This window comes from Actinacidiphila sp. bgisy167 (assembly GCF_965342175.1).
Classification (GTDB): Bacteria; Actinomycetota; Actinomycetes; order Streptomycetales; family Streptomycetaceae; genus Actinacidiphila.
Window position 1 is genome coordinate 1 of record NZ_CBDRBL010000112.1, and the last position, 16,870, is coordinate 16,870.

Sequence of the window (16,870 nt, forward strand, 5' to 3'; positions counted from 1 at the left end):
GGCTCGGCTCGCCGCGCAGGGCGGTGAGCACCCGGCCCCCCGTCCCGCTCCCTCGGGCGCTGCCGCGGTGGGCGCCCGGCCCGTGCATCCGCCCTCCCGCTGTCTGAGGAGCGTGACCGCGTCCCTTCGTGGGGTCAGAGCGGTACGTCGGTACGGTCAGATCGCTCGCTGGACGGTCAGGGCCTCGTCGGCCTTGTCGATCACCAGGTCGCGTGGCGCGGGCGCCACCTCACCGTCGAAGGTCAGGCGGGTGCCGGGTTCGAGGCCGCTGATCCGCAGCCGCCGCAGCGGGGCAGCGGTGGAGCCGGTGATCGCCGCGGCCGGCAGGCGGGTGCGGGCGTAGCGGCGGCCGGGGACGACGCGCACGTCGAGCTGCCCGTCGGACAGTGCGCGGCGGCACACCGGCGCCGGCCCGACGCTGCGGTAGGCGCCGTCTCGCATCGTCTTCCGTACCCGGTGGCGGAGGAGCGGCCCGCGGGAAACCGCCCCCTGGCGGACCCGGCACGGAGCGGCCCCCGGCGGTTCGACGTCCGGCAGGCACCCCCCTCGGAGTGAATCATCCGGCTCTGTCGTGATCTTCGTTCCAGGAGACGCCCAGGACATTGTCGTTGTCCGCGCCATCGACCATGATGATCACGCTTCACCGAGTCACCGCGGGGGAAACGCCCGGTGAACGGAGCCTTCCCGGAATCCGATAGCCTCTGCCGACACGGCCCCGCGCGGCGCGTCGCACCCAAGTGCCGCGACGCCCCCGGAAGGCGACGGGCAGCCACTAAAGTCAGGGAGTTGAGTCCTTCTGTCGACCGCCATCCTCACCGGTCCGCCGGTCGCGATGTCGCCGATCGAGGGCGACCTGCGGAACCTCGGCTTCGAGGTCGTCACCGCGACGGACGCCGCCTCGCTCGCCGGCCGTCTGCAGGCCGTCCCCGCGGGCGAGCGCGTCGCCATCGTCGATCCGCGCTTCGTCGGGCATGTGCACGCTCTGCGCCTCGGGCTGACCGATCCCCGCTTCGACGCCTCCGCCGTGCCCGGCGCCGTCTCCGTGCGCCCCGCCGCCCGCGCCGCCCTGGCGCGGGCCGTCGCGGAGACCGGGGAGGAAGGTGACGGGGAGACTCTCGCCGACCGGCTCGCCGGACGGATCGAGAAGGACGGCGTGCCCGTACGCCGCCCCGAGCTCGGCACCCTGGTCGCGACCGTCCCGGCCGACGCCGCGGCGCGTGCCGCCGCGGCGTCGGCCGTCGCAGCCGTCGACGACGAGGCGGTGCGGTTGCGCAGCGCCGTGAAGTCCCGCGACGGCTTCTTCACCACGTTCTTCATCAGCCCCTACTCCCGCTACATCGCGCGCTGGTGCGCCCGTCGGGGGCTCACCCCGAACCAGGTGACCACCGCGTCGCTGCTGGTGGCCCTGATCGCGGCCGGCTGCGCGGCCACGGGGACCCGGCCGGGCTTCGTCGCGGCGGGCGTGCTGCTGCTGGCGTCGTTCGTCCTGGACTGCACCGACGGCCAGCTGGCCCGCTACTCCCTGCAGTACTCCACGCTCGGCGCCTGGCTGGACGCCACCTTCGACCGCGCCAAGGAGTACGCGTACTACGCGGGCCTCGCCCTCGGCGCGGCGCGCGGCGGCGACGACGTCTGGGCCCTGGCGCTCGCCGCCATGGTGCTGCAGACCTGCCGCCACGTCGTGGACTTCGCCTTCGCCGAGACCACTCCGGACACCGGGACGGGGGCCGCGGCCCTTTCCCGCAAGCTCGACGGCGTCGGCTGGACGGTGTGGCTGCGCCGCATGATCGTGCTGCCCATCGGCGAACGCTGGGCGCTGATCGCGGTGCTCACGGCGGTGACGACACCGCGCACCACCTTCACCGTGCTCATCGCCGCCTCCGCGCTCGCCGGCTGCTACACCACGGCGGGCCGCGTACTGCGCTCGGTGCGCCGCCGGACGCCCTCGAGCGGCGCCGTGGCCCGCGCGCTGGGCGACCTCACCGACACCGGCCCGGTCGGCGAAGGGCTCAGCCGTGCCTTCCGGGGTCACGGTGTCCCCGCCGCCGCGCTGCTCGGCGCGGCAGTGATGATCGCCACGTCCCTGCTCGCCCCGGCCGGCAGCGCGTGGCCGCTGGCAGCCGCCGGCTTCTATGCCGTGACGTCGGCGCTCGCCGTCGCCCGGCCGCTCAAGGGCGCTCTGGACTGGATCGTGCCGCCGGTCTTCCGCGCGGCCGAGTACACCACCATCCTGGTTCTCGCGGCTGTCTCCGATGTGAACGGAGCGTTGCCCGCGGCTTTCGGACTGGTGGCCGCGGTCGCCTACCATCACTACGACACGGTGTACCGCATCCGCGGCGGGACCGGGGCGCCCCCGCGGGTCCTGATCCGCGCGACCGCTGGTCATGAGGGCCGGGTACTGCTGGTCACCGCGGCGGCTGTGGCCCTGGCCCACGACACGGGCTTCACGGTCGCGCTGACGGTCCTCGCCGTCGCGCTGGCGGTGGTGGTGCTCACCGAGAGCATCGGCTTCTGGGTGTCCTCGCAAGCACCCGCTGTACACGACGAGACTGGAGGACCCGCATGATCGGCCTCGTGCTGGCGGCCGGCGCCGGACGGCGACTGCGCCCCTACACGGACACCCTGCCGAAGGCCCTGGTGCCGGTGGACCCGGCGGGTGAGGGCACCACCACCGTGCTGGACCTCACGCTGGGCAACTTCGCGGAGGTCGGTCTGACCGAGGCCGCCATCGTCGTGGGCTACCGCAAGGAGGCCGTCTACGAGCGCCAGGCCGCTCTGGAGGCCAGGTACGGCCTGAAGCTCCACCTCGTCGAGAACGACAAGGCCGAGGAGTGGAACAACGCCTACTCGCTGTGGTGCGCCCGTGACGTCATCCGGCAGGGCGTGATCCTGGCCAACGGCGACACCGTGCACCCGGTCTCCGTCGAGAAGACCCTGCTCGCCGCCCGGGGCGGCGGCAAGCGCATCATCCTCGCCCTCGACGCGGTCAAGCAGCTCGCCGACGAGGAGATGAAGGTCGTCACCGCCGACGGCAGGGGCGTCCAGCGGATCACCAAGCTGATGGACCCGGCGATCGCGACCGGCGAGTACATCGGCGTCACCCTCATCGAGGGCGAGGCCGCCGCCGACCTCGCCGACGCGCTGAGGGCCACCTACGAGCGGGACCCGCAGCTGTACTACGAGGACGGCTATCAGGAGCTGGTCGACCGCGGTTTCCAGGTCGACGTCGCCCCCATCGGCGAGGTGCCCTGGGTGGAGATCGACAACCACGACGACCTGAAGCGGGCCCGGGAGATCGCGTGCCGGTACTGACGAGGCTCATCCCCTCGCCGGTCGTCGTCGACATCCGTGCCGGGGCCCTGGAGGACCTGGCAGCCGTCCTCGCCGACCAGCGCATCTCCAGTTCCGGCAGGCTGGCCTTCGCGGTCAGCAGCGGCTCGGGAGCGCTGCTGCGTGAGCGGCTGGCCCCCGCGCTGCCCGGCGCCGACTGGTACGAGGTGGCCGGCGGCACCATCGACGGCGCGGTGAAGCTGGCCGACGCCATGCGCGGCAGCCGCTACGACGCGGTCGTGGGCCTCGGCGGCGGCAAGATCATCGACGCCGCCAAGTACGCCGCCGCCCGCGTCGGCCTGCCGCTGGTGGCCGTGGCGACGAACCTGGCGCACGACGGGCTGTGCTCACCGGTGTCCACCTTGGACAACGACAACGGCCGTGGCTCCTACGGCGTGCCGAGCCCCATCGCGATGGTCATCGACCTCGACGTGATCCGCGAGGCCCCCGTGCGGTACGTGCGCTCCGGGATCGGGGACGCGATCTCGAACATCTCCTGCATCGCGGACTGGGAGCTGTCCCACCGCGAGACCGGCGAGCCGATCGACGGGCTGGCCGCCGCCATGGCGCGCACCGCCGGCGAGTCCGTGCTCCGGCACCCCGGCGGTACGGGTGAGGACGAGTTCCTGACTGTGCTGGCCGAGGCGCTGGTGCTCACCGGCATCGCGATGTCGATCAGCGGCGACAGCCGCCCCGCCTCCGGGGCGTGCCACGAGATCAGCCACGCGATCGACCTGCTCTACCCCAAGCGGGCCGCCGCCCACGGCGAGCAGGTCGGCATCGGCGCCGCCTTCGCGATGTTCCTGCGCGGCGCCAAGGAGGAGGCCGGCCTCTTCGCGGAGGTCCTGCACCGCCACGGGCTGCCCACCACACCGGGGGAAATCGGCTTCACCGAGGCCGAGTTCGTCAAGGCCGTCGAATACGCCCCGCAGACCCGCCCCGGGCGCTACACGATCCTGGAGCACCTGGGGCTCTCCACCGACCAGATCAGGGACGCATACGCCGACTATGCCAAAACCATCGGTAGCTGAGCTGCGGCCGGTCGTTCACCCCGCGGGGCTGAAGGACCGGCGCAGCGGTGAGCACTGGGCCGGGCGCATCTACATGCGGGAGATCTCGCTGCGCTGGACCCGGCACCTCGTCAACAGCCGGGTGACCCCCAACCAGCTCACGTACCTCATGATCGTCGCGGGCATCGCGGCCGGCGCCGCGCTGCTCGTGCCGGGCCTGGCCGGCGCCGTGGCGGGCGCCCTGCTGATCCAGCTGTACCTGCTGCTGGACTGCGTCGACGGCGAGGTCGCCCGCTGGCGCAAGCAGACCTCGATCACCGGTGTCTACCTCGACCGGGTGGGGCACTACCTGTCCGAGGCGGCGCTGCTGGTCGGCTTCGGACTGCGCGCGGCGGACCTCTTCCACCGCGACGGCGCCTCCACCCAGTGGGGGTGGGCCTTCCTCGGGACGCTGGCCGCGCTCGGCGCGATCCTGATCAAGGCGGAGACGGACCTGGTGGACGTGGCCCGCTCCCGCAGCGGCCTGCCCGCCGTCCATGACGAGGCCTCCGTGCCCCGGTCCTCCGGCCTGGCCCTGGCCCGCAGAGCCGCCGCGGCGCTGAAGTTCCACCGGCTGGTGGGCGGAGTCGAGGCCTCGCTGCTGATCCTCGCCGCCGGTGTCGCGGACGCCGTCCACGGCGACCTGCTCTTCACCCGCGTCGCCGTCTGCGTCCTGGCCGCCATCGCGGTGCTGCAGACGCTGCTGCACCTGGTGTCGATCCTCGCGTCGAGCAGGCTGAGGTGAGCGCCGTGGGGACGTCGGCCGAAACGATCCGCCTCGGTGCGGTGATCATCACCATGGGCAACCGCCCCGAGGAACTGCGCGACCTGCTGGACTCGGTCGCCAAGCAGCGGGGACCGGCGATCGAGGTCGCCGTGGTGGGCAACGGCTCTCCGCTGCCCGACCTGCCCGCCGGGGTGCGGACGGTCGAGCTCCCCGACAACCTGGGCATCCCCGGCGGCCGCAATGTCGGCATCGAGGCCTTCGGACCCGGTGGCAGCGAGGTCGACGTCCTGCTGTTCCTGGACGACGACGGGCTGCTGCCGAACGAGGACACCGCGGAGCTGGTTCGCGAGGCCTTCGCGGCGGACCCCGAGCTCGGCATCGTCAGCTTCCGGATCGCCGACCCGGAGTCCGGTACCACGCAGCGCCGCCACGTCCCTCGGCTCAGGGCCTCGGACCCGATGCGCTCCTCGCGCGTCACCACCTTCCTCGGCGGCGCCAACGCGGTGCGCACGAAGGTGTTCCAGCAGGTCGGCGGCCTTCCGGACGAGTTCTTCTACGCCCATGAGGAGACCGACCTCGCATGGCGGGCCCTCGACGCGGGCTGGATGATCGACTACCGCGCCGACATGGTGCTGTTCCACCCGCTGACCGCCCCGAGCCGGCACGCCGTCTACCACCGCATGGTGGCCCGCAACCGGGTGTGGCTGGCCCGCCGCAACCTGCCGTGGGCGCTGGTCCCGGTCTACCTCGGCGTGTGGATGCTGCTGACCCTGCTGCGCAGACCCTCGGGCCCCGCGCTGCGGGCGTGGTTCGGCGGTTTCAAGGAGGGCTGGACGACACCGAGCGGCCCGCGCCGGCCCATGCACTGGCGGACCGTGTGGCGCCTCACCCGATTGGGCCGGCCCCCGATCATCTGACAAGCTCGAACGAGAGTGACCCCGGCGCGCCGGGCCCGGCCCGCGACGCACCAAGAGGACGAAAGTGTCAACTGTGAGCGAGACGACGCACGACGGTGCGGTCGCCGTGGGCCCGGTGCCGGCGGCGAGTGGCGGCCTCACGCCGTCCCAGCTGGCGGCCAGACACGGCCTCGCCGTCAGCGGAGCCCGTCCCGGGCTGGGCGCCTATGTGCGGCAGCTGTGGGGACGCCGCCACTTCATCTCGGCGTTCGCCCGGGCCCGGGTGTCGGCGCAGTACACCCAGGCCCGGCTGGGTCAGCTGTGGCAGGTGCTGACGCCGCTGCTCAACGCGGCCGTCTACTACTTCATCTTCGGCCTGCTGCTGAACACGGACCGCGGTGTCGACAACTACATCGCGTTCCTCGTCACCGGCGTCTTCATCTTCACCTTCACCCAGTCCTCGGTGCTCGCGGGCGTCCGCGCCATCTCCGGCAACCTCGGGCTGATCCGCGCGCTGCACTTCCCGCGCGCGAGCCTGCCGATCGCCTTCACCCTGGTCCAGCTGCAGCAGCTGCTGATGTCGATGCTCGTGCTGCTGTCGATCGTGCTGATGACCGGCGAGGTGCCGGGACCTTCCTGGGCGCTCGTGGTGCCCGCGCTGGTCCTGCAGTGCGTCTTCAACGCGGGCCTGGCGCTGGTGATGGCCCGGCTCGGCAGCAAGATGACCGACCTGGCGCAGCTGATGCCGTTCATCCTGCGTACCTGGATGTACGCGTCCGGTGTCATGTACAGCATCAGTCACTTCGCGGCGAGCGCGCCGACCGCGGTCAAGATCGCCCTTGATCTGAACCCGGCGGCGGTCTACATCGACCTGATGCGCTTCGCGCTGATCGACAGTTACACCTCCGCGCAGCTTCCCCCGCATGTCTGGGCGCTGGCGCTGGGCTGGGCGCTGGTCATGGGCGTCGGGGGCTTCGTGTGGTTCTGGAAGGCTGAGGAGAGGTACGGGCGTGGCTGAGCGCGGCGACACCACCCCGGGCGGCGAGCGCGTCCCCACCGTGATCGTGGACGACCTGCACATCGTCTACCGGGTGCACGGGGCCGGATCGGGCAAGGGCAGCGCCGTGGGCGCCCTGGCCCGCATGGTCACCCGCAAGGGCGACCCCAACGTCCGCAAGGTGCACGCCGTGCGCGGCGTGAGCTTCACCGCGTACCGCGGCGAGGCGATCGGCCTCATCGGCTCCAACGGCTCCGGCAAGTCGACCATGCTGCGCGCCATCGCCGGCCTGCTGCCCGCGGAGAGCGGCAAGGTCTACACCGAAGGGCAGCCGTCGCTGCTCGGGGTGAACGCCGCGCTGATGAACGACCTGACCGGTGAGCGCAACGTCATCCTGGGCGGTCTGGCGATGGGTATGTCGCAGGAGGAGGTGCGGCAGCGGTACCAGGAGATCGTGGACTTCTCGGGGATCAACGAGAAGGGCGACTTCATCTCGTTGCCGATGCGGACGTACTCCTCGGGTATGGCGGCGCGTCTGCGGTTCTCGATCGCCGCGGCGAAGAGCCATGACGTGCTGATGATCGACGAGGCGCTCGCGACGGGTGACCGCTCCTTTCAGAAGCGTTCCGAGGCCCGGATCCGGGAGCTACGCAAGGAGGCCGGCACGGTCTTCCTGGTCAGCCACAACAACAAGTCGATCCGCGACACCTGCGACCGGGTGCTGTGGCTGGAGAAGGGCGAGCTGCGAATGGACGGTCCGACGGACACCGTCCTGAAGGCGTACGAGGAGTTCACCGCGAAGTGAGCCGTGGACCGGCCCGCGCCCGACCGGGGGCGCGGGCCGGCGCACGCACGGCGTCGGTGACGTGCCCGCCGGACATCCGCCGAGCACCCGGGTGCGTGCCCGGGCTGCCGGCCCCGCGAACCCGCCGCCTCCGCGCCTCGCCGCTCGACAGGGCTTTCCGCCGCCTTCTCCGGCTCCGGCCCACGGGCCGCCCGCCCGGTCCGGCACGGATACGCCAAGTGAGTGGGCGCGCGCCCGGCGCATCGGCGGCGCGCGGTCTGCGGGACGAATAGGGCTGATGATTTTCCCGGGATTTTGCGGGACGCCGGGGACGGGAGCCGCGGTTTGCACGTTCCTGCTTTCGGATCGGCCTCGGTCGGACCCCCGGCGTACGCCGGAGCGGATACGCGCCGTAAGCTGTAGCGGTGCTCAATCGCCGGATCTCGGTCGATACGTCCGGAGAGTCGGCTCGGGTGCGGCAACAGCCCGAAGCGGGAATTCTGGCAGCGGCGTGTCCGAAATTGGGTGTAATGGGCTATCGGTGTAGAACGGGGGATGTGACGGAAATGGCGCTGTGGTCCCCTGCGGAGAAAGCACCCACGGCCCGAACACCGGGACGTCCACGGTGACCGCTCTCAAGCCCGAGGCGCGGGCGGTCACGGCACCTGACCGCCATTCACGTGCCGTTCTCGACAAGGCGGCGCGGGAGAACTTCCCCGTCGCGCCCTTCTTCGTGCCCCGCGCGTGGCGCGCCGACCTGATGGCCGTCTACGGCTTCGCCCGGCTCGTCGACGACATCGGCGACGGGGACCTGGCCGACGGCGGCCGCACGGACGCCGTACGCCTGGGACTGCCGCCCGAGGCCGCCGCGGACCGCCTGGCCATGCTCGACGCCTTCGAGTCGGATCTGCGCCGGGTCTTCGACGCCGGCTCCGACAACGTCCGGCACCCGCTGCTGCGCGCGCTGCGGCCCACCGTCCACCGCCACGGCCTGACCCCCGCCCCCTTCCTCGGCCTCATCGAGGCCAACCGCCAGGACCAGGTCGTCCGCCGCTACGCCCGCTACGAGGACCTCCTCGCCTACTGCGAGCTGTCGGCGAACCCGGTCGGCCGGCTCGTGCTCGGCATCACCGGCACCGCCACACCTGAACGGATCCGCCGCTCGGACGCGATCTGCACCGCTTTGCAGATCATCGAGCACCTGCAGGACGTGGCCGAGGACCTCGGCCGCGACCGCATCTACCTGCCCGCCGAGGACATGAAGCGCTTCGGCGTCACCGAAACCGATCTCACCGCCGCCACCGCGGGCGCACAGGTGCGCGCACTGGTCGCGTACGAAGCGGAACGCGCCCGGGCCCTGCTGAATGAAGGCACCCCCTTGGTGGGTAGCGTCCACGGCAGGCTCAGGCTGCTGCTCGCCGGGTTCGCCGGAGGAGGCCGCGCCGCCCTGCGGGCGATCGCGGACGCGGGCTACGACGTGCTGCCAGGGCCGCCGAAGGCGGGCAGGCTGAACCTGCTTCGCGAGGTGGGGTCGACATGGCGAAGAGAGGGGTGAGCCGGACTGTGAACGGCTCCGATCGCATGTCCGGACCTGTGCTCGCGGCCTACCGCTACTGCGAGGTCGTCACGGGCCACGAGGCCCGGAACTTCGCCTACGGCATCAGGCTCCTGCCTACCCCCAAACGGCAGGCCATGTCCGCCCTCTACGCCTTCTCCCGGCGGGTGGACGACATCGGCGACGGCGACCTCGACCTGCCGGAGAAGCAGCGGCGGCTCGACGTCACCCGGGTGCTGCTCACCCGGATCAGGGAGGGCGCGGTCACCGCGGACGACACCGACCCGGTGGCGGTCGCGCTCGCCGACGCCGCCCGGCGCTTCCCCATCCCGCTCGGCGGGCTCGCGGAACTGATCGACGGCGTCCAGATGGACCTGCGCGGCGACACCTATGAGACATGGGAGGACCTCGCGTCCTACTGCCGCTGCGTCGCCGGCGCGATCGGCAGGCTCTCGCTCGGGGTGTTCGGCACCCTGCCCCACGCGCCCGGGAGGGAGAGGGCCGCCGAGTACGCGGACACCCTGGGCCTCGCCCTGCAGCTCACCAACATCCTGCGGGACCTGCGCGAGGACGCCGCCAACGGGCGCAGCTACCTGCCCGCGGACGACCTCGCGAAGTTCGGCTGCTCCGCCGGATTCCACACCGACACCCCGCCGCCCGGCTCCGACTTCGCGGGCCTGGTCGAGTTCGAGGTGAAGCGCGCCCGTGCCCTCTTCGCCGTGGGATACCGGCTGCTGCCGATGCTGGACCGGCGCAGCGGCGCCTGCGTCTCCGCCATGGCCGGCATCTACCGCCGCCTCCTGGAGCGCATCGCCGCCGACCCCGAGGCAGTGCTCCGCGGCCGGGTCTCCCTGCCGGGGCACGAGAAGGCATACGTCGCGGTGCGCGGCCTCGCCGGCCTCGACGCCCGGCGCACCGCCAGGAGGCGCCTGTGACGCCCGCCCCACCGGCCGCGGGCCGCTCCGCCGGCGCGGCCGAGGGCGCCGCCGGCGCAGAAGTCGCCTCGCCGCGGAGAACGGCCTGTTTCCAACGCCGCGAGGCAACCGGCGCCGCGCCGCAGGCGTCACTGTCGGCGACGGTGCCGGGCGCTCCGCGCGGCGGCACCCGGAGGAGGACGCATGGCTGAGCGCACGGCCGTCGTGATCGGCGGCGGACTCGCCGGCACGACGGCGGCACTCGCACTGGCCGACGCCGGGCTGCGCGTCACCCTGCTCGAGGCCCGGCCCCGTCTGGGCGGGCTCGCCTTCTCCTTCCGACGCGGCGAACTGACGGTCGACAACGGCCAGCACGTCTTCCTGCGGTGCTGCACCGCCTACCTGCGCTTCCTGGAGCGCATCGACGCGGCCGACCTCGTCACCCTGCAGGACCGGCTCGACGTGCCCGTGCTCGACGTGGCGACCCCTCGGCCCCGGCTCGGCCGGCTTCGCCGCTCGGGGCTGCCCGTACCACTGCACCTGGCCAGGAGCCTGGCCACGTACCCGCATCTGTCCCTGACGGAGCGGGCGTCCGTCGGGCGGGCCGCGCTCGCGCTGCGCTCGCTCGACCCCGCCGACCCGGCGCTGGACGCCGTCGACTTCGGCAGCTGGCTGCGCGAGCACGGCCAGTCGGCCCGCACCGTCGAGGCGCTGTGGGACCTGGTCGGCGTGGCCACGCTCAACGCCACGGCCGAGGAGGTGTCACTGGGCCTGGCCGCCAAAGTCTTCAAGACCGGCCTGCTCTCCGCGCCGGGCGCCGCGGACATCGGCTGGGCCGCCCGGCCGCTCGGCGAACTGCACGACGACCGCGCCCGCACCGCCCTGGACAAGGCCGGCGTGCGCACCCTGCTGCGCGCCCGCGCCGCCTCGCTCACCCGCACGGACGCGCCCGAGCCGGTACGGTCCGGCGACGGCGGCGCGGGCGGAGCCGGACCGGTCTGGGAGGTCGAGGCCGAGACCGGGCCCGGGCGGGCCGAGCGCTTCACGGCCGACGCCGTCGTCCTGGCCGTCCCGCAGCACGAGGCCCACCGCCTGCTCCCCGCAGGCGCCCTGGCCGACCAGGACGCGCTGCTGCGCATCGGCAGCGCTCCGATCCTCAACGTGCACGTCGTGTACGACCGCCGGGTCATGCGGCAGCCCTTCTTCGCCGCCCTCGGCAGCCCCGTGCAGTGGGTCTTCGACCGCACGGAGCACTCCGGCCTGACCGGCGGCGGCCAGTACGTCGCCCTGTCCCAGTCGGCGGCCCAGGGAGAGATCGACCTCCCGGTGGCCGAGTTGCGCGGTCGCTATCTGCCGGAGCTGGAGCGGCTGCTCCCGGCCGCGCGCGAAGCCGCCGTACTGGACTTCTTCGTCACCAGGGAACGGACCGCGACCTTCGCGCCCGCCCCGGGTGTCGGCGCCCTCCGACCGGGTCCCCCCACCCGTGCCCAGGGCGTCTGGCTCGCCGGCGCATGGACCGCCACCGGCTGGCCCGCGACGATGGAAGGCGCGGTCCGCAGCGGTTTGCAAGCCTCCCGAGCAGCTTTGACCGCACTCCGCCATCCCTTCGACCCCGGTACCTTCGCAATCGAAGGCCTGGAGCCGGTATGAGCATGACCAGTGCAATCAGAGGAGAGAATGTGACCGCTGGCAACGAGCAGATGACCGCGGGCGTCGACAGAGGAACCGTGACCGCGCTCCTCGAGCGCGGCCGGGAGCTGTCCACGCCGGTGCTGCGCGCCGCCGTGGACCGCCTCGCATCCCCTATGGACACCGTCGCCGCCTACCACTTCGGCTGGATCGACGCCGCGGGCAACCCGTCCGCCGGCGACAGCGGCAAGGCCGTACGCCCCGCGCTCGCCCTGCTGTCCGCCGAGGCGGCGGGCGCCGCCCCCGAGGTCGGCGTTCCCGGCGCGGTCGCCGTGGAACTGGTGCACAACTTCTCACTGCTGCACGACGACCTGATGGACGGTGACGAGCAGCGCCGCCACCGCGACACCGTGTGGAAGGTGCACGGCCCCGCCCAGGCCATCCTGGTGGGCGACGCGCTCTTCGCGCTGGCCAACGAGGTCCTGCTCGAGCAGGGCACCGCCGAGGCGGGCCGGGCCACCCGGCGGCTGACCGCGGCCACCCGCAAACTGATCGACGGTCAGGCCCAGGACATCTCCTTCGAGCACCGCGAGCGGGTCACCGTGCAGGAGTGCCTGGAGATGGAGGGCAACAAGACCGGCGCCCTCCTGGCCTGCGCCTGCTCCATCGGCGCGGTGCTCGGCGGCGCCGGCGACTCTGACGCCGACGCCCTGGAGGAGTACGGCTACCACCTCGGCCTGGCCTTCCAGGCGGTCGACGACCTGCTCGGCATCTGGGGCGACCCGGCCGCCACCGGCAAGCAGGCATGGAGCGACCTGCGCCAGCGCAAGAAGTCCCTCCCGGTGGTCGCGGCACTGGCCGCGGACGGCTCCGCCTCGCAGCGCCTCGCCGAAATCCTGTCCGCGGACGCGAAGGCCGCGTATTCCCCGGACCGCAACGGCATCGAGTCCTTCGACGAGGAAGAGTTCGCGACCCGGGCGGCGTTGATCGAGGAGGCGGGCGGCCGGGAGTGGACCTCGCAGGAGGCACGCCGGCAGCACGCCACCGCGATCGCCGCACTCGACAAAATGGACATGCCGGGAGAAGTTCGCCGTAAGCTCGTGGGCCTGGCGGATTTCGTGGTGGTTCGCGAGAAGTAACGACACAACTGGAGCGCAGTACGTCGCCGGCCGGCGCGCGTGACGGCCGACGGCAGCCCCAACACCGCAGACAGAACGACTGTGCAAAGGGGAAGCCATGACAGCGACGACCGACGGCGGTCCCGGGGGCGAGGCGGCCCGCGGGACAGCCTCGGCCAGAACGAAGGCGCCGGGCACGATCCCGGAACCGGCGCCGGGGCCCGGTTCCGAGGGCGTCACCGACCGGACCGAGGAGCTCGCGGCCGAGGCCGCGCGCCGGGCCGCCGCCCATCTGCTGGCCCGTCAGCATCCTGACGGCTGGTGGAAGGGCGACCTCGAGACCAACGTCACGATGGACGCCGAGGACCTGCTGCTCCGTCAGTTCCTCGGCATCCGGGACGAGCGGGTCACCGAGGCCGCCGCCCGTTGGATCAGGTCCCAGCAGCGCGAGGACGGCGCCTGGCCCACCTTCTTCGGCGGGCCGGGCGACCTCTCTGCCACCGTCGAGGCCTATGTCGCGCTGCGGCTGGCCGGCGACGACCCGCAGGAGCCGTGGATGGCCTCCGCTTCGGCCTTCGTCCGGGAGAACGGCGGCATCGCGCGGTGCCGGGTCTTCACCCGGATCTGGCTCGCGCTGTTCGGCTGGTGGCGCTGGGACGACCTCCCGGAGCTGCCGCCCGAGCTGATCTACCTGCCCAAGTGGGTCCCGCTCAACATCTACTCCTTCGCCAGCTGGGCCCGGCAGACCATCGTGCCGCTGACCATCGTCGGCGCCCACCGGCCGGTACGGCCCGCCCCCTTCGCCCTCGACGAGCTGCACACCGACCCCGCACGGCCCAACCCGCCGGCCCCCAAGGCCCCGCTGTCCAGCTGGGACGGGTTCTTCCAGCGGGTCGACCGCGTCCTGCACGCCTACCGCAGGGTCAACGTCCGCCCCCTGCGGCGGGCCGCGATGCGCTCGGCGGCTCGCTGGATCATCGAACGCCAGGAGAACGACGGCTGCTTCGGCGGCATCCAGCCGCCCGCGGTGTACTCCGTGATCGCGCTCCACCTGCTCGGCTACGACCTCGACCATCCCGTGCTGCGCGCCGGACTCAAGGCGCTGGACGAGTTCGCGGTCTGGCCGGACAAGGACACCCGGATGATCGAGGCGTGCCAGTCCCCGGTCTGGGACACCTGCCTGGCGACGATCGCGCTGGCCGACGCCGGCGTCCCAGCCGACGACCCGGCACTGGTCAAGGCCGTCGACTGGATGCTGGGGGAGCAGATCACCAAGACCGGGGACTGGGCCGTGCAGCGGCCCGGCCTGCCCTCCGGCGGCTGGGCGTTCGAGTTCGCGAACGACACCTATCCCGACATCGACGACACCGCGGAGGTGGTCCTCGCCCTGCTGAGGGTGGACCATCCGGACCCGCGGCGGGTGAGGACGGCGGTCGACCGCGGGGTGCGCTGGACCGTGGGGATGCAGTCCAAGAACGGCGCCTGGGGAGCCTTTGACGCCGACAACACCAGCGCCTTTCCCAACAGGCTGCCCTTCTGCGACTTCGGCGAGGTCATCGACCCGCCGTCGGCCGACGTCACGGCCCATGTGGTCGAGATGCTGGCCGCCCTCGGCCTGGAGCGCGACCCGCACACCCGGCGCGGGATCGACTGGCTGCTCGCCGAGCAGGAGGACAACGGCGCCTGGTTCGGCCGCTGGGGCGTCAACTACATCTACGGAACCGGATCGGTCGTCCCGGCCCTCGTGGCGGCCGGCCTCCCGGCCGGCCACCCCGCGATCCGCCGGGCGGTGGGCTGGCTGGAGTCCGTGCAGAACGAGGACGGCGGCTGGGGGGAGGACCTGCGCTCGTACTCCTCGGCCGAGTGGATCGGCCGCGGCGCCTCGACCGCGTCCCAGACGGCCTGGGCGCTGCTGGCCCTGCTGGCGGCCGGCGAACGCGACGGCGAGGCGGTGCGGCGCGGGGTGCGCTGGCTGGTCCGGACCCAGGAGGAGGACGGGTCCTGGGACGAGCCGTACTTCACCGGCACCGGCTTCCCCAGGGACTTCTCGATCAACTACCACCTCTACCGGATGGTCTTCCCGCTCACCGCCCTCGGGCGCTACGTGCGCGGCGAGCCCTTCGGCGGGCTGCGGAAGGGGGCCTGATGGGGCCGTCCGGCCCGCCTCTGCTCATCGTCTGCGCGCTGCGGGTGGAGAGGTTCGCCCTGCGCGGCGGCGACCGCGGCGACGCCGCCGGCCCAGTGGCCTTCGTGCGCACCGGCATGGGGCCGCAGGCCGCGGAACGCGCCGTCACCGCCGCCCTGCGCGACCCTGCCCTGGAGGATGCGGCGGTCCTCACCACCGGCTTCTGCGCCGGGTTGGCCTCCGGGATGCGGCCGGGCGACGTCGTGGTCGCCGACGAGCCGCGCGACGGGGAATCGCTGGCCGCCGTCCTCAAGGCGGCGGGACACACCGTGCACGTCGGCCGGCTCGCGGAGTCGGACCACGTCGTACGGGGCCCGGAGCGCGCGGCGCTCCGGGCCACCGGTGCCGTCGCCGTCGACATGGAGTCGGCGGCGATGATGCGGGCAGCGCTCGCCCGGGGTCCACGCCCGGTCGCCGCGGCCCGCGTGGTCGTCGACACGCCCGAGTTCGAACTCGTGCGGGTCGGCACGCTCCGCACGGGAATCACCGCTTTCCGCGTGCTGAGGGACCTTCTTCCTGCTTTTCTCGATTGGCACCGCTCTACTGCGCTCCCCTGGAGGTGAGCAAGATGGCCATGCCGCTCCGACAGTCCATCAGGGTCGGCACCTACCTCTTCGAACAGAAAATGCTCCGCAGGCGCGAGAAGTTCCCGCTCATCGTCGAACTCGAGCCGCTCTTCGCGTGCAACCTGAAATGCGAGGGGTGCGGGAAGATCCAGCACCCGGCGGGCGTGCTGAAACAACGCATGCCCGTGGCGCAGGCCGTGGGCGCCGTCCTGGAGTCGGGCGCGCCCATGGTGTCGATCGCCGGCGGTGAGCCCCTGATGCACCCGCAGATCGACGAGATCGTGCGGCAGTTGGTGGCGAAGAAGAAGTACGTGTTCCTCTGCACCAACGCCATGCTGCTGCGCAAGAAGATGGACTCGTTCACTCCCTCCCCCTATTTCGCCTTCGCCGTGCACATCGACGGACTGCGCGAGCGCCACGACGAGTCGGTCGCCAAGGAAGGCGTCTTCGACGAGGCCGTGGAGGCGATCAAGGAGGCCAAGCGGCGCGGATTCCGCGTCACCACCAATTCGACCTTCTTCAACACCGACACCCCGCAGACCGTCGTCGAGGTGCTCAACTTCCTCAACGACGACCTGCGGGTCGACGAGATGATGATCTCGCCGGCCTACGCCTACGAGAAGGCTCCCGACCAGGAGCATTTCCTCGGCGTGGAGCAGACCCGTGAACTGTTCAAGAAGGCCTTCTCGGGGGGCAACCGCAAGAAGTGGCGGCTCAACCACAGCCCCCTGTTCCTGGACTTCCTCGAGGGCAAGGTCGACTTCCCCTGCACGGCCTGGGCGATCCCCAACTACTCCCTGTTCGGCTGGCAGCGTCCCTGCTACCTGATGAGCGACGGGTACGTCACCACGTACAAGGAGCTCGTCGAGGAGACCGACTGGAGCAAGTACGGCCGCGGCAAGGACCCGCGCTGCGCCAACTGCATGGCGCACTGCGGCTACGAGCCGACCGCCGTGCTGGCCACGATGACCTCCCTCAAGGAGTCCATCAGGGCCACCCGGGAGACCGTCACCGGCAACCGCGGGAAGTGACGCCGCGATGACAGCTGTCGAGCCCGTGCCGCTCGGCCTGCCCTCCGTACCGGCCCGGCCGCTCGCGGAGCGCCGCCGTTCGCGGCGCG

15 protein-coding genes are annotated in these 16,870 nt (G+C 72.2%); 14 read left to right on the top strand and 1 reads right to left on the bottom strand.

Going from position 1 to position 16,870, the window contains the following annotated elements:
- Positions 1-156: 156 nt before the first annotated feature.
- Complete coding sequence (locus ACRWND_RS28230; RefSeq protein WP_431954347.1) at positions 157-441, bottom strand: hypothetical protein; 285 nt, start codon at positions 439-441, stop codon at positions 157-159.
- 355 nt (positions 442-796) lie between these two features.
- Between ACRWND_RS28230 and ACRWND_RS28235 the strand changes: the two genes are divergently transcribed.
- The 14 genes from ACRWND_RS28235 to hpnH all read left to right on the top strand — a co-directional run bounded on the left by ACRWND_RS28235 (position 797) and on the right by hpnH (position 16,781).
- Positions 797-2,566 carry a DUF5941 domain-containing protein gene (locus tag ACRWND_RS28235; RefSeq protein ID WP_431954371.1) on the top strand — a complete coding sequence of 590 codons (1,770 nt, stop codon included), beginning with the start codon at positions 797-799 and terminating at the stop codon, positions 2,564-2,566.
- The gene (locus ACRWND_RS28240) at positions 2,563-3,312 is read left to right on the top strand and encodes a sugar phosphate nucleotidyltransferase (protein WP_431954349.1); all 750 of its coding nucleotides are present in this window, start codon (positions 2,563-2,565) and stop codon (positions 3,310-3,312) included. Before ACRWND_RS28235 ends, ACRWND_RS28240 begins: the two co-directional genes overlap by 4 nt.
- Complete coding sequence (locus tag ACRWND_RS28245) at positions 3,300-4,361, top strand: iron-containing alcohol dehydrogenase family protein (RefSeq protein ID WP_431954351.1); 1,062 nt, start codon at positions 3,300-3,302, stop codon at positions 4,359-4,361. Before ACRWND_RS28240 ends, ACRWND_RS28245 begins: the two co-directional genes overlap by 13 nt.
- Positions 4,339-5,124 carry a CDP-alcohol phosphatidyltransferase family protein gene (locus ACRWND_RS28250; protein WP_431954353.1) on the top strand — a complete coding sequence of 262 codons (786 nt, stop codon included), beginning with the start codon at positions 4,339-4,341 and terminating at the stop codon, positions 5,122-5,124. The genes ACRWND_RS28245 and ACRWND_RS28250 overlap by 23 nt, the downstream gene beginning before the upstream one ends.
- A 53-nt stretch (positions 5,125-5,177) precedes the next feature.
- Entirely contained in the window at positions 5,178-6,023 is an 846-nt protein-coding gene (locus ACRWND_RS28255; RefSeq protein ID WP_431954373.1) for a glycosyltransferase family 2 protein, read from the top strand.
- Between the two features lie 73 nt (positions 6,024-6,096).
- Positions 6,097-7,020 (top strand): ABC transporter permease, encoded by a 924-nt coding sequence (locus ACRWND_RS28260; protein ID WP_431954355.1) that lies wholly within the window; start codon positions 6,097-6,099, stop codon positions 7,018-7,020.
- Positions 7,013-7,804, top strand: a complete 792-nt coding sequence (locus tag ACRWND_RS28265) for an ABC transporter ATP-binding protein (protein ID WP_431954357.1) — start codon at positions 7,013-7,015, stop codon at positions 7,802-7,804. The genes ACRWND_RS28260 and ACRWND_RS28265 overlap by 8 nt, the downstream gene beginning before the upstream one ends.
- Before the next feature lie 604 nt (positions 7,805-8,408).
- A complete protein-coding gene (gene hpnC / locus ACRWND_RS28270) occupies positions 8,409-9,338 on the top strand; it encodes a squalene synthase HpnC (protein WP_431954359.1) in 930 nt (309 codons plus the stop codon).
- On the top strand, positions 9,335-10,273 hold the full coding sequence (gene hpnD / locus ACRWND_RS28275) for a presqualene diphosphate synthase HpnD (RefSeq protein WP_431954375.1): 939 nt from the start codon (positions 9,335-9,337) through the stop codon (positions 10,271-10,273). The genes hpnC and hpnD overlap by 4 nt, the downstream gene beginning before the upstream one ends.
- A 183-nt stretch (positions 10,274-10,456) precedes the next feature.
- The gene (gene hpnE / locus ACRWND_RS28280) at positions 10,457-11,902 is read left to right on the top strand and encodes a hydroxysqualene dehydroxylase HpnE (protein ID WP_431954361.1); all 1,446 of its coding nucleotides are present in this window, start codon (positions 10,457-10,459) and stop codon (positions 11,900-11,902) included.
- The gene (locus ACRWND_RS28285) at positions 11,899-13,020 is read left to right on the top strand and encodes a polyprenyl synthetase family protein (protein WP_431954363.1); all 1,122 of its coding nucleotides are present in this window, start codon (positions 11,899-11,901) and stop codon (positions 13,018-13,020) included. The genes hpnE and ACRWND_RS28285 overlap by 4 nt, the downstream gene beginning before the upstream one ends.
- A gap of 97 nt (positions 13,021-13,117) precedes the next feature.
- Positions 13,118-15,145 carry a squalene--hopene cyclase gene (gene shc, locus ACRWND_RS28290; RefSeq protein WP_431954365.1) on the top strand — a complete coding sequence of 676 codons (2,028 nt, stop codon included), beginning with the start codon at positions 13,118-13,120 and terminating at the stop codon, positions 15,143-15,145.
- Entirely contained in the window at positions 15,145-15,747 is a 603-nt protein-coding gene (locus ACRWND_RS28295) for a 1-hydroxy-2-methyl-2-butenyl 4-diphosphate reductase (RefSeq protein WP_431954367.1), read from the top strand. Before shc ends, ACRWND_RS28295 begins: the two co-directional genes overlap by 1 nt.
- A gap of 5 nt (positions 15,748-15,752) precedes the next feature.
- Positions 15,753-16,781 (top strand): adenosyl-hopene transferase HpnH, encoded by a 1,029-nt coding sequence (gene hpnH / locus ACRWND_RS28300; RefSeq protein WP_431954369.1) that lies wholly within the window; start codon positions 15,753-15,755, stop codon positions 16,779-16,781.
- Positions 16,782-16,870: the final 89 nt, after the last annotated feature.